This window comes from Pseudomonas sp. Leaf48 (assembly GCF_001421885.1).
Taxonomy (GTDB): Bacteria; Pseudomonadota; Gammaproteobacteria; order Pseudomonadales; family Pseudomonadaceae; genus Aquipseudomonas.
Genome location: NZ_LMLH01000023.1, coordinates 218,931 through 231,912, shown reverse-complemented (window position 1 = coordinate 231,912; position 12,982 = coordinate 218,931). Strand labels below are relative to the sequence as shown.

The window sequence follows — 12,982 nt, the reverse complement described above, 5'->3', positions numbered from 1 at the left end:
TTGCCTTCACGGTGCCAAAAAGCGGCGGGCTCAAGGCAGAACGTTATAGCCGCGCTGCTGCAGGCAACTGCTGTAAACGGAGTTGTTGGCGGTGATGTTTTGCTCGGTCGCGCCCATGTTCTCTCTGCGCTCCTGACGTTGTCTTGAAGCACCGACAACCGTGCCGGCCGCCGCGGCACTGCGCGCACGGTTCTGGCGATAGTCTTGCTTGATATCGTCGTCGACCTGGTCATAGAAATTGTCATGTTGACGGCCCCGGGACTCAGCGGCAACGGCCCCGGCGACGGCGGCCGTGGTAGCGCCTTTGACCCGGCCGCCCGTTGGCGCTGGTGTCTGAATCGGGAACTGAGCATTGGCCTGTGATTGGCAGGCGCTGGTGTCTTGCTGGATCGTCTGGGAACTCTGGTTTTTGAGTGGAACGACGGTGACCGCCAACGCACTGGTGCTTGCGAGCACTAGCACGGCCGGTAAAGTAAAGGTCAGTATTTTCATCAAGTCGGACTCCCGTCAGGCGCAATTGCGTGGCATGACGATTTGATCAGGCAGGTGTAGCAAAATAGCCATTGTGAAACCCCATGCCCCGTCTGCCCGTGATGCCATCCCATGACAATGGATGACAGGCAATTGAACGGTTGTGATGGGGTATCCTGCAGTTGTTACTGTTTGTTAAGCATCGCCTGCATATCTTTGCTCATGCCGTTGAGTGCGGCCTTGAAATCATTGGCCGCGATCGGCTGGCTGGCATTTTTCAATGTCTCGCCGAAAACCTTGCGTACCACTTTGGCTACCGGCAGACCGGTTTTGGCATCGATCAGGTCGGCTTCGATATACAACTCGGCAGTCTGATCGCGATGACCGGTGGCAGCCTGGGTGGCACCGACGATAGCGGCGATAGGTACCGCCTCATACCAATGCATGCCTTCGTTGTTGGCGCCGACTTCGGTGATCGCCGCGTTCAGGATCAATGTCCGTGAATGGGCCGGTGCTTGCTGGGCATTCGGGACGATCTTGTAGGAGGGGGCAACGGCGTTTTTGACACTGTTGCTGGCCATGGTCTGCACATCTTGCAGGGTTTTGAGGTTAACGCGTTCGGTCGCTTTCGGCGCCGGGTACAGGTCTACCTGGTTGAACACGACAGTGGAGTAGGCTTTGGGATCAAACCCCGGGGCTACCCAGCGCAGCACCTTCTGTTCAGACGGGGTGGTTTGCTCTTCCAGGCCCTGGTAGTTGGCCAGGAAGCCGGAATACTGTTCTTGTTCCGTTACCTTCGAAACACAACCGACCTGAAACACGCAGCTCAGGGCAATACCCGCCATCCATTTATTCGACATGGTCATGTGTTCTGTTCTCTAGTTATGAAAGTTGTCATTCAGGTTCCAACCTGGCCCCGGTACCGACCCGAGCTACGCAAAACTTGCGCTTGCACGTCGGTCATATGCGGGGCGGATGCTCGCCGCAGCGGCTGGAGAATCCGAATCAAAAACCCTCAATAACTATTAAACAAAAGCGTAAATGCCTATCAGCGCAGATGACTTAAAAGCTTCACACGCTTGGGGTATCCCGATCATCCAGGTGCAGATCAGGCACTGGCATCGTCTTCATGCTCATCGGCGAACGCCATGAGTACCTTCAGATCAAGCACGTCCAGCTTGATCCGGGAGATGAAGGCAGAGAAGGCCAGATTGGCGGCCAGACGCCGCAGGTCAGAGGCCCAGGCCGGCTGATAGACCGGGCCCTTGAGCCATCCGGAATCGAAAAGCGGAGCCAGGCGTACGGTGTCCCCAAGGCTCAGGCGCCCGGCAAACAGATGGTTTACCAGTTCCGGGCGGTTGTCGCGGATGGCGATACGCAGCAGGGTATGCACGCCGAGCAATCCTGTCAGGTAGGCGGCGTCCTTGGTGAACGCCGAGCCTCCATGCAGGGGCGCACCGCGGAAAATCCTTTGGGTCGAGCGGAAGGACTCCTCCTGTGACTGACCGGCGGCCAGGAAACCTTCGAATACCTCGATGAAATCGGCGCCATCGAGCGCCTGTTTTACCGCGACCACGCGCAGGGCCAGGCGCCGCAGACGGTTTATGTCCATGCTGGCGGTAAACAATTCGGCCAGGGTGGCAATGCCTTCCTGGGTCTGGGTGGTGCGTGGCGCCCCCAGGCCGAGGCTTTTAAGATTGGGTTGCAGAGCTCCGTTTTGTGCAGTGGCGACGTGCACAAAGGCCTCATGCTGCAAGAGCTGGTTTTTGTCCAGTTCGCAAAACAGGGCGTTGGCACGCAAACGGATGCGGCTCGACCCGGCGATGGCTTTGGCGGCCAGGGTCGTATCAAGCACCACAGTTACCTGACCGGGGCCAAAGAAAGCGTCCAGTTCCGGCTGCATCCAGGCCGCGAAGTCCTGAGCCGGAATGTCGGCCGGGCTCGGTGGAATCCGCGCACCGCCCAGGAGTGCGTCGGTGGTCTTGAGGAAAAATTCTGCCGCGTCGAGCATGCTCAGATTGAGGCTCGGGTAAATGAAATCCGGGCGTCGGTACAAGGCTTGGGAATATTGAGTGAAGGCGGGCGTTCCAATGGCGCCCAGCATGCGTGCGGCGGTGGCATAGCTGCGTGCGGTCATGGCGAGGTAGTTTGCGGCCGGATGCCCCACGTCGCAGCGATCGATGAAGGATTCCAGGGCGGCGATGTCGGCGCTGTGCTCGCGCGGGTGCAGTTCTACAGCGGGCAACTGTGGTTTGCCGGCGCGCCAATGGGCCAGGAATGCCTGCTCGACACCATCGGGCCAGGAAAGGGCGTCGAGCACGCGAATCTTGCGGGCCAAACCTGGCAGAGCGGCATCGAGTTCGCACAGCGGGGCGGCGCTCATGGCGTTCTCCTTGAGAGACTTTGCCATTGCAAAGCTTAGCCCCTGTGCGTCGCAACAGGGCGATGGCGGCCCTTTTTCTCACTGAAAGACAAGACTTCAGGATGAAAAGCCGGATAATGGCGGCCAATTCGCTTAGCTCGTTATTCTGGTAATCCCGCATGGAAATCAAGGTCAACTTTCTCGACAACCTCCGACTTGAAGCCAAGTTCGATGACTTCACGGTGGTGGCCGATCAACCTATTCGCTATAAGGGCGATGGCTCGGCACCGGGTCCGTTCGACTACTTCCTGGCCTCATCGGCTCTGTGCGCGGCTTATTTTGTGAAGTTGTACTGCGACACCCGCAATATCCCAACGGAAAACATCCGCCTGTCGCAGAACAACATTGTCGACCCGGAAAACCGCTACAACCAGATTTTCAAGATTCAGGTCGAGTTGCCGGCGGATATCTCGGCCAAGGACCGCCAGGGCATTCTGCGTTCCATCGACCGTTGCACGGTAAAAAAGGTCGTGCAGACCGGGCCGGAGTTTGTGATCGAGGAAGTGGAAAACCTGGACGCCGATGCCCAGGCATTGCTGATGCCGAACCCGGCTTCGGATGCAGGCACGTACATTATGGGCAAGGATCTGCCACTGGAGCAGACCATCGCCAATATGTCGGGCATTCTGGCCGACCTGGGCATGAAGATCGAAATCGCTTCGTGGCGCAATATCGTGCCCAACGTATGGTCGCTGCATATCCGCGATGCGCACTCGCCGATGTGTTTTACCAATGGCAAGGGCGCGACCAAGGAAGGCGCATTGGCCTCGGCCCTGGGCGAGTTCATCGAACGCCTCAATTGCAACTTCTTCTACAACGACCAGTTCTGGGGCGAAGAGATCGCCAACGCGGAGTTTGTGCATTACCCGGACGAGCGCTGGTTCAAGCCAGGCTCTGGCGATGCGCTGCCGGTTGAAATACTCGACCCGTACTGCCTGGACATCTATAACCGCGATGGCGAGCTGCGAGGCTCCCATCTGTACGACACCAACTCAGGCAATACCCAACGCGGCATCTGTTCGCTGCCCTATGTGCGCCAGTCCGACGGCGAGGTGGTGTATTTCCCCTCCAACCTGATCGAAAACCTGTACCTGAGCAACGGCATGAGTGCCGGTAACACCCTGGCTGAAGCGCAGGTGCAATGTCTGTCGGAGATTTTCGAGCGCGCGGTAAAACGCGAAATTCTCGAAGGTGAAATGGCACTGCCTGATGTGCCTCAGGAAGTATTGGCGAAATATCCGGGCATTCTGGCCGGTATCCAGGGGCTGGAAGAGCAGGGCTTCCCGGTGCTGGTCAAGGATGCTTCACTCGGTGGCGAGTTCCCGGTGATGTGCGTGACCTTGATGAACCCGCGCACCGGCGGTGTATTTGCCTCGTTCGGCGCGCACCCAAGCTTTGAGGTGGCGCTGGAGCGCAGTCTGACCGAGTTGCTCCAGGGCCGCAGTTTCGAAGGCCTGAACGATCTGCCTGCGCCAACCTTTGAGGGGCACGCGGTAACCGAGCCGAATAACTTTGTTGAACACTTCATCGATTCCAGCGGTGTAGTGTCGTGGCGCTTCTTCAGTGCGACTTCCGATTATGAATTCGTCGAGTGGGATTTTTCCGGCAAGGGAGAAAACTCCAATGCCGAGGAAGCCGCGACCTTGTTCGGCATTCTCGAAGACATGGGCAAGGAAGTGTACATGGCCGTGTACGAGCACATCGGTGCAACGGCCTGTCGTATTCTGGTTCCCGATTACTCGGAAATTTATCCGATCGACGATCTGATCTGGGACAACACCAACAAGGCACTGTTGTTCCGCGCCGACATTCTCAATCTGCACAGTTTGAGCAAAGTGGGGCTCAGAACACTGGCCAAGCGTCTGGAAGACAGTGAGCTGGACGACTACACCGACATCACCACCTTGATCGGCATCGAATTTGACGACAATACGCCCTGGGGCAAGTTGACGATTCTGGAACTGAAGCTGCTGATCTACGTTGCCTTGCAGAAGTTTGAAAAGGCCAAAGACCTGGTTGAAGCCTTCTTGCAGTACAACGACAACACGGTGGAGCGCGGGTTGTTCTACCAGGCCTTGAACGTGGTGCTGGAAGTGCAACTGGACGACGATCTGGAACTGGACGATTACGAAGTCAATTTCCGCCGGATGTTTGGCAATGAGCGGATGGACGCTGCGATCGGCTCAGTGGACGGCAGCGTGCGTTTCTACGGCTTGACGCCTACGAGCATGAAGCTGGAAGGGCTCGACAGGCACCTGCGGCTGATCGACAGCTATAAAAAACTGCACAAGGCGCGAGCTGCTGTGGTGGCGTCAGCGAAGTGATCGCGCTGACAAAAAAGCACCTCGGGTGCTTTTTTGTTTTGCTGGCCAGATAATCGTCTAGATTCATACCGGTAGGTCGTGGTCTTGATTGCGCAAAACTATTGAAAAAAACTTCTATTAGCTTTAAATGGGTAGAATGAAGGCATTGCGCCACCATTGAATAAGTAAGCATCGCCATTTTGGGCTCAGGGAGCGCTGATGAGTTTTCCTCCATTGACCGACTCCCTGCGACAAACGAACTCCCGCGAAGTTATTTCCTCTCAACCCAATGTAAACCCGGATTCTGTCGGCATGGCCTACGCGGGCAACAGCGGCATGATCGAACAATTGCTGGACTCGGCGCGAAACTGGGTCCCTACCACCGCGTGGGCAGTTTACCGCGCGGGTGAGCTAATGAACCTGGTGGGGCAGGGCGACCCGGGTTTGCCGTGGCCGTCAAGCGTTGCCAATGAAGAGTTCGACGCCTTTTGCAAGAGCCGGTGCTTGCACCGCTGGCCCACCGGCAAGGGCGAAAGTGAGCTCGGTTGGCTACTTGCTCCACTCAAGGATGCTGCAGATCCGGCGCTCGCCGAGTTTTCCCGGCAGTTGGGCATTGAAGTCCAGACCAATACCCTTGCCCGTGCGCAGATCACTCAGCGTGTGTTGTACGAAATTACCTATCTGGCCAGCTCGACCCGCGACCGATCGGTGTTCCTGGTGGGGGTTCACCAGTTGCTCGCCAGCCTGATCGATGCCGAGAACTTCTATCTCGCGCTGTACGACCCCCACACCGGCAAGATTGATTACCCGTACTACGTCGACATCATCGACGTTGATGCCGTCGAGTCCCAGCACTATGAATTCCTTGACCCTTCGCACCTGTCATTGACCGGGCAGGTGTTGACCTCTGGCCAGCCGTTGCTCATCGACTCCGCCGGGATTCTCGAGGCTCAGGCCCAGCAGCGCTTCTACTGCGTGGGTGATCGTCCCGAATTCTGGATGGGCGCACCGTTGAAAAACGCCTCCGATGAGGTGTTTGGCATGTTGGCCATGCAGGTCTACGACGTTTCCCGTACCTACAGTGCCGAAGACCGCGCGCTGTTCCTGGTGGTGGCTCGCCACGTGGCCATGGCGCTGGACCGGATTCTGCACCGCGAGGACCTGGAAGCGACAGTGGTACGTCGCACCCTGGAGCTTTCGGCACTCAACTATGCATTGAGGCAGGAAGTGACAGACCGCGAGCGCGCCGAGCATCTGCAGAGCGCGCTGTTCCAGATTGCTGAACTGTCCAGCCAGCCCGGCGACATGGCCGAGCTGTTTCAAACCTTGCATGGCATCGTTGGTGAGCTGCTGTTCGCGCGCAACTTCTATATCGCACTGTTCGATGACGCGAGCGGTGAAGTGACCTTCCCCTATTATGTCGATGAGCGGCAGACGACCTGCCCTGCGGCACGGCGTGGCCGCCGGGGGTTGACCGAGTACGTTATCCGTCAGCGGCGCCCCTGCCTGATTGATCGCGCAAAAGCAGAGCGATTGTCAGCAGACAGTGAAATCGAACTGGCCGATGAGTATGTCCGGTCCAATTCCTGGCTGGGCATTCCATTGTTTGATGGCGATGTGGTGCGGGGGGTGCTGGCGGTGCAAAGCTATACCTCGCAGGTGCGTTATACCCTGCGCGACCAGGAGCTGCTGACGTTCGTGTCCCGGCACATTGACACGGCGCTGTCGCGTCGCACCGCCGCCGAAGCGATTCATGCCGCCAACCTAAAGCTCGAAGCCCGGGTGCAGAGCCGCACCCGCGAACTCGATCACGCCAATGCCAAGTTGCAGCACGAAAACTCCCACGATGCGCTGACCGGGCTGCCCAATCGTACTTACCTGCAACAGCGCCTCAATCACGCATGGTCTCGATTCGGCAGCGAAGGCGGGCACCTGGCGGTGATGTTCATCGACCTCGACCGTTTCAAGATGGTCAACGACAGCCTTGGTCACCATTTTGGCGACCTGCTGCTGATGCAGGCCGCCCACCGTTTACGCGGTTGCTTGCGCGATACCGACATGCTGGCGCGTCTTGGCGGCGATGAGTTTTCGGTGCTCGCTCCCGAAGCGCCGCTGGAGGTGATGATCGAAATCGCCGAGCGGATCCTTGTGGCGTTCGACCTGCCGTTTTTCATCAATGGCTACGAAGTTTTTTCCTCGTGCAGTATCGGTATCGTCAGCGCCGACACGCAGTTTCATCAGGAACCGGCCGACTTGCTGCGCGATGCCGACGCGGCCATGTACCGGGTCAAGAGTGCCGGACGCGACAGCTATGCGGTGTTCAACCAGGAGGTGCGCCGGGAAGTCTCGGATCAGGTCGAGCGGGAAGGGGCCTTGCGCAACGCGCTCAAGCGTACGGACGAACTGCTGCCGTATTTCCAGCCGATTGTCAGCGTCGAAACCGGCGAAGTATTGGCCCTGGAGGCACTGATCCGCTGGCATCAGCCGGGTGGCCGGGTAATAGCGCCGGGCGAGTTTTTGCCGGATGTCGAGGGCTTGCGCCTGATCGGTCGACTGGACCTGTACATGCTTGCCAGCATTGCCGCAATTCTCGCTCGACCCGAGCACGCCAACTGGCCGCCTGTGCACGTCAACTGCTCCAGCTACAGCATGACCCGTCCGGATTTCGCCGGTGATGTGCTTTCACTCCTGGCCCAGCACGGGGTCGAGCCGTCGCGGATTTGCCTGGAATTGACCGAAGGTGCGCTGGTGGCGGAGCCGGCCATTGCCCGATTGACCATGCAGCAATTGGCGGACAACGGCATGTCGGTGGTACTCGATGACTTCGGTACCGGGTTTTCATCCCTGAGCTATGTGCATCAGTACCGTTTCAACGGTCTGAAGATCGACAAGTCATTCATCTTTGAACTGACCAGCAGTTCGCGCAGTCGCGCGATCGTCCGGGCGATTGTGCGCATGGCCCAATCCCTGGACCTCAGCGTGGTGGCCGAAGGTGTCGAGGATGAAGCAACCCTGGTATTGCTGCGTGAAATGGGCGCAGAGCAGGCCCAGGGTTACTATTTTGCCAAGCCGATGGGGCTGGAGGCTTTGTTGGCGACGACGCTGGACGTCACCAGGCAGCGTTGAGTTTTCGGAAAATATCGACACGCTGCGCTTGAACCGGGCTTTACTGGAATAAAGTGTGCCTATCAGGTCGAACCCCTTGCCCATGTCCCGGTTCTTCCCCGCCATATTGCTCGCACTGCTGCTCGCCGGTTGTGCCACCGCGCGCTTGCCTCACGACTATAGCGAGGCGCTTCCCGCCACCGATTCGTCGTTCGGGCGCTCGATCCAGGCCCAGGCCGCGCCGCATGAGGGGCGGTCGGGTTTTCGCCTGTTGCCCAACAGCAGTGAAGCGTTCCGCGCGCGCGCCGAGTTGATCCGCAATGCGCAGAAAAGCATCGATCTGCAGTACTACATCGTACATAACGGCCTCAGTACCCGGGCACTGGTGCGTGAGTTGCTGCTGGCGGCCGATCGCGGTGTAAGGATCCGCATGCTGCTCGATGACACGGCCAGCGACGGTCAGGAAGAGGTCATCGCGACCCTGGCCGTGCACCCCAACATCCAGGTGCGTGTCTTCAACCCTTTGCATCTGGGGCGCAGCACCATCGCGACCCGAACCATGGGCCGTCTGCTGAACCTCTCCCAGCAGCACCGGCGCATGCACAACAAGCTGTGGCTGGCGGACAACAGCGCAGCCATCATTGGCGGTCGCAACCTGGGAGACGAATACTTCGACGCCAAGCCCGATCGCAACTTCACCGACATGGACCTGCTGTGCATAGGTCCGGTCGCGCAGCAGTTGGGCCACAGCTTCGATCAGTACTGGAACAGCGCCCTGAGCCAGCAGATCAGTGATTTCGTGCTCAACAGGCCAACCGCCGAAGACTTGCGACAGAGCCGCCAGCGCCTGGAACAATCGCTGCAGTCCACGCGTATCGAGAACCAGGCTCTGTATAACCATCTCATGACCTACCGTACAAAACCCCAGCTCGAGAAGTGGCGCAAGGAATTGATCTGGGCCCATGGCAAGGCGATGTGGGATGCCCCTAGCAAGGTACTGGCCGACGGCGAACCGGCCCGTGCGCTGTTGATGGCTACGCAGCTGCGACCGGAGCTTGATCGCGTCAACAAGGACCTGATCCTGATCTCGGCCTATTTCGTCCCGCAACAGCAGGGTTTGCGTTACCTCACCGGTCGTGCCGATGCCGGCGTCGATGTGCGCCTGTTGACCAACTCTCTGGAAGCCACCGATGTTCCGGCGGTGCATGGTGGCTATGCGCCCTATCGCAAGACCTTGCTCGAACATGGCGTGAAGCTCTATGAGTTGCGCCTGCAGCCGGACGACCCCAGCGGAGGTTCTTCCCGTGGCTTCAGTGGTGGTTCAGACTCCAGCCTGCACACCAAGGCCATGATCCTGGACAAGCAGAAGGTGTTTATCGGCTCCTTCAATTTCGACCCGCGTTCGGTACTGTGGAACACCGAAGTCGGCGTGCTGGTCGACAGCCCTGAACTGGCCGGCTACATGCGCGATCTGGCGCTGGAAGGCATGGACCCGTCCGTGAGTTACCAGGCTCGCCTGGAAAACGGCGAAATCGTCTGGATCGCCGAAGACGATGGGCGCCTGCATACCTTGCACAAGGAGCCCGGCGGCAAATGGCGCAGCTTCAAGGCCTGGCTCAGCGACAAGGTCGGCCTGGAGAAAATGCTCTAGATCCGGGCCTGTGCCTGCAGGTCATCGGGCAGTCAGCAAGCACAACGGCCCCCGACCTTGCCGGCCTTGTGGGGAGGCCTACATCGTCTATCGTTAAAGCTCACCCCCAGGATGATCGTTTTGGGTTTAGTGCGATTGAACGGGGACATCGAGTGATTGAGTACACTTGAACAGGAGTAAATCATGATGCGCAGCCTTTACATGACTGCACTGGCGACACTGGCCATCACGGCTGGGGTGTACGGGGTATCGCTGCCGGCCTACGCGACCGACCAGGCCGATCAACGGCAGGAATCGCGCGATACCAAGCAGGAAGGGCGCGATGCCGCCAGGGAGGTCAAGGAAGAATGCAAAGAGGGTGATGAAAAGAGCCGAAACGACTGCCGCCAGGACAAGCGCGACACCAAGCAGGACAACCGCGATACGGCTCGGGATATCAAATACTGACAGTCAGTGATCCCCGGTTGCACCTGGCTGCCGGGGCTCAAGCGCTAGCGATGATTGCCAACGGCTTGCTGCCATCCGGACTCTTGCCCAGGGAGAGAAGAGTCCGGATGCGGTCCGCAAGTGACCTCTGGATCATGCATCTCAGGGCAGGGCATACACCCGGAACAGTCTTCTGAGCGGCTCGCTGATTCCTCCCAGATACTTGTCGTAGCCTTGCTCGACGGCGCCGAGGCGATAAGCCTCGCTCAGTGCCGTATCGACCAGCAGGCGAAAGTCTTCGTCATTGCGATCGACGATCATGGCCACCGGCGAGTACTCGAAGATGCGGTCCAGGACCATCAGGTCATCGTTGGTGCCGCCTTTGGCCACCTGGTTCTTCAGCAGTATGCGTTCGGCGAAGAAGGCATCGGCCTTGTGCTCGGCCACCAGCCTTGCACCTTCTTCAACACTGGGCACAGTCACCAGTGAAGCGATGACGTTGAGCAAGCGCATGTGAACGCGAATCCAGTCTTCGGTCACACCACCCTCGATGGAACTGAAGGTCTTGTTGGCCAGCCCGCGATTGACCGTAGCCCGCCAGGTCGGACCGCTGTAAGCCACCTGCCCGTTGAGCACGTTGAGCAACGGTTCGGCGGCGTCCTTGCGCACCATGACCGAAAGCCCGGCGGTGTACACCGGGATCGAGTAACTGACCGACTTGCGTCGCTCAAGGGTAGGCGCGGTCGGCGTGCAGAGTATGTCGACCTTGCCCAGTTTAACCGCGCTGGTCTCGTCGGCCACCGTGACGGGCAGGTAGTGCACCTGCAGGTCGGGCAGGTCCAGTTCACTCTTGAGTTTGTCGGCGATCTTCAGGCACAGGTCGATGGCATAACCGCTGGCCTTGTCGCCGTCCTGGACACTGAACGGTGCCAGGTCCGGCACGTAGCCAAGGTTAAAGGTATTGCTGGTGCGTATGCGCTCCAGGGTGTTGGCGCCGGCCACCATCGGTAGCGCGGCGAACATCAGGGTTAGCAACAAGCGGGTGGTTTTTGCAAAAGGTGCGTTCATGTCCTGTTTCCCCGTTTACAGATGTCTGTGCAGTCCCGTCTGGCATGCCTAAACATTGCCGGTCCTGGCTTGGCTAGCGTCTGGTGCGTCAACGAAACGCTTGGCGAGGAAGCCATAGAGCAGGTAGCCGAAGGCGAGCACCAGGGTGCCCCCCATCACCGCATCCTTGCCGCAGGCATACAGGGCGTACAGCGAGTAAGTTACCGCAATCAGCAACACCACCACGTTGCGCGTGTACACCCCGGGCGCGACGCCAGCCTTGTGCATGATCACCAGCAAGCCGGTGAGCGCAGTCAGGTAAGGAATGAGGTTGGTCACGGCCGCCAGGCTCACCAGCTTGCTGAATTGCGCCGCCGCGTCAGGCGAGATGGTCGACAGCGCCATGGCGGTCTGCAACACGCCACACACGATCATGCCGACCACGGGCGCGTTCATGGAGTTGACCTTGCTGAACAGCTTGAGGAACAGGTTCTGGTCAGCGGTCATCTTGGCGGTCTGGGCCAGGGTGAACTGCCAGCCCAGCAGCGAGCCGACACAGGCCATGACCGCCAGGGCCATCACGATGTTGCCCACCATGGGGCTGAATATCTTGGCGTAGACCAGCGCAAAAGGCGCCGAGGAGTTGGCCAGTTCTTCGTTGGGGATGATGCCCTGGATGACGGTGGTAGACAGGACGTACACCACCGCCGCACCCAGGGTACCGAACAGGCACGCCAGCGGCACGTTGCGTTTTGGGTTTTCCACGGCATCGGTCGCCTGTGCCGCCGACTCCATGCCCAGGAAGGCCCAAAGGGTCAGGGGGATCGCCTTGGAGATGGCTTCGGAGATTGGCAGGCTGTTCGGGTTCCAGGCGGCAGCCAGGACACTGGAGTCAAACCAGAACCAGCCGATGATGCTCAGGCCCGCTACCGGAATGATCACGCCCCACACCGTGAAAGCGCCAATCTTGCCGGTGATGTTGGGGCCACCGAAGTTGGCAAAGGTGGTCACCCAGATCAAACCTATTGTGCCAATGCACAGCGGGATGGCGCCGGTGCCCAACCAGGGTACGAACGCGGTCATGTAGCCCACCGCCGAGATGGCCACGGCCACGTTGGCGATGGCCAGCGAGAGAAAGTACAGGTACGAACAGAGGAAGAACCCCGACTTGGCATGAGCTTCTTCCGTGTAGGCAGACAAGCCGCCGGAACGCGAACAGAACACGCCGCATTGAGCGAAGCAGTAGGCAATCGCCATGGAACCGATTGCCGTGAAAATCCACGACAACAGCGAAACCGCACCCAGTTGCGCCATGTTTGTGGGCAACATGATGATGCCTGAGCCCATCATGTTGACCGTCACCAGCGTCGTGAGCCCCATCAGACCCATTTTCTTGCTTGAATCTGCCATCGCAAACTCCTTGCCCTGTTCAGGTTATTGACCCTCGGCCTGGCGCGTTGCTACTGATCGCCAGGCCGGGGCTAGCCTTGATGCTTGTTCAGATAGACGTTGTACGTTGGCGGCTACTGGTTTTTTGCCTTCCATCTCGACGCCGTG

General features: G+C 59.0%; 9 protein-coding genes. 4 read left to right on the top strand and 5 right to left on the bottom strand.

The genetic code is table 11. From position 1 onward, the window contains the following. Window positions 1–30 precede the first annotated feature (30 nt). From ASE98_RS15250 to ASE98_RS15240, 3 genes are all read right to left on the bottom strand, one after another. Complete coding sequence (locus ASE98_RS15250; protein ID WP_060542167.1) at window positions 31–492, bottom strand: hypothetical protein; 462 nt, start codon at window positions 490–492, stop codon at window positions 31–33. Between the two features lie 164 nt (window positions 493–656). Beyond that, window positions 657–1,337, bottom strand: a complete 681-nt coding sequence (locus tag ASE98_RS15245; RefSeq protein WP_060542166.1) for a DUF3313 domain-containing protein — start codon at window positions 1,335–1,337, stop codon at window positions 657–659. Window positions 1,338–1,579: 242 nt separating this feature from the next. After that, a complete protein-coding gene (locus ASE98_RS15240) occupies window positions 1,580–2,854 on the bottom strand; it encodes a flavohemoglobin expression-modulating QEGLA motif protein (protein ID WP_060542165.1) in 1,275 nt (424 codons plus the stop codon). A gap of 158 nt (window positions 2,855–3,012) precedes the next feature. Here ASE98_RS15240 and ASE98_RS15235 point away from each other — a divergent pair, with 158 nt between their 5' ends. The 4 genes from ASE98_RS15235 (at window position 3,013) to ASE98_RS15220 (ending at window position 10,399) form a co-directional block, all read left to right on the top strand. Beyond that, window positions 3,013–5,217 carry an OsmC domain/YcaO domain-containing protein gene (locus tag ASE98_RS15235; RefSeq protein ID WP_060542164.1) on the top strand — a complete coding sequence of 735 codons (2,205 nt, stop codon included), beginning with the start codon at window positions 3,013–3,015 and terminating at the stop codon, window positions 5,215–5,217. Between the two features lie 198 nt (window positions 5,218–5,415). Further along, window positions 5,416–8,322, top strand: a complete 2,907-nt coding sequence (locus ASE98_RS15230) for a sensor domain-containing phosphodiesterase (protein WP_060542163.1) — start codon at window positions 5,416–5,418, stop codon at window positions 8,320–8,322. Window positions 8,323–8,404: 82 nt separating this feature from the next. Next, on the top strand, window positions 8,405–9,952 hold the full coding sequence (locus ASE98_RS15225; RefSeq protein WP_060542162.1) for a phospholipase D family protein: 1,548 nt from the start codon (window positions 8,405–8,407) through the stop codon (window positions 9,950–9,952). A gap of 183 nt (window positions 9,953–10,135) precedes the next feature. Next, complete coding sequence (locus tag ASE98_RS15220; RefSeq protein ID WP_060542161.1) at window positions 10,136–10,399, top strand: hypothetical protein; 264 nt, start codon at window positions 10,136–10,138, stop codon at window positions 10,397–10,399. A 141-nt stretch (window positions 10,400–10,540) separates the two neighbouring features. Here ASE98_RS15220 and ASE98_RS15215 read toward each other — a convergent pair whose 3' ends face one another. Together ASE98_RS15215 and potE are read right to left on the bottom strand one after the other, a co-directional pair. Next, the gene (locus ASE98_RS15215) at window positions 10,541–11,446 is read right to left on the bottom strand and encodes an amino acid ABC transporter substrate-binding protein (RefSeq protein WP_060542160.1); all 906 of its coding nucleotides are present in this window, start codon (window positions 11,444–11,446) and stop codon (window positions 10,541–10,543) included. Window positions 11,447–11,494: 48 nt separating this feature from the next. Continuing rightward, window positions 11,495–12,835, bottom strand: a complete 1,341-nt coding sequence (gene potE / locus ASE98_RS15210) for a putrescine-ornithine antiporter (RefSeq protein WP_060542159.1) — start codon at window positions 12,833–12,835, stop codon at window positions 11,495–11,497. Window positions 12,836–12,982 lie beyond the last annotated feature (147 nt).

What these genes read in the sequence shown, in the direction of transcription:
- ASE98_RS15250 (WP_060542167.1), bottom strand. Translation starts at nt 492, where the DNA reads ATGAAAATACTGACCTTTACTTTACCGGCCGTGCTAGTGCTCGCAAGC.
- ASE98_RS15245 (WP_060542166.1), bottom strand. Translation starts at nt 1,337, where the DNA reads ATGACCATGTCGAATAAATGGATGGCGGGTATTGCCCTGAGCTGCGTG.
- ASE98_RS15240 (WP_060542165.1), bottom strand. Translation starts at nt 2,854, where the DNA reads ATGAGCGCCGCCCCGCTGTGCGAACTCGATGCCGCTCTGCCAGGTTTG.
- ASE98_RS15235 (WP_060542164.1), top strand. Translation starts at nt 3,013, where the DNA reads ATGGAAATCAAGGTCAACTTTCTCGACAACCTCCGACTTGAAGCCAAG.
- ASE98_RS15230 (WP_060542163.1), top strand. Translation starts at nt 5,416, where the DNA reads ATGAGTTTTCCTCCATTGACCGACTCCCTGCGACAAACGAACTCCCGC.
- ASE98_RS15225 (WP_060542162.1), top strand. Translation starts at nt 8,405, where the DNA reads ATGTCCCGGTTCTTCCCCGCCATATTGCTCGCACTGCTGCTCGCCGGT.
- ASE98_RS15220 (WP_060542161.1), top strand. Translation starts at nt 10,136, where the DNA reads ATGATGCGCAGCCTTTACATGACTGCACTGGCGACACTGGCCATCACG.
- ASE98_RS15215 (WP_060542160.1), bottom strand. Translation starts at nt 11,446, where the DNA reads ATGAACGCACCTTTTGCAAAAACCACCCGCTTGTTGCTAACCCTGATG.
- potE (WP_060542159.1), bottom strand. Translation starts at nt 12,835, where the DNA reads ATGGCAGATTCAAGCAAGAAAATGGGTCTGATGGGGCTCACGACGCTG.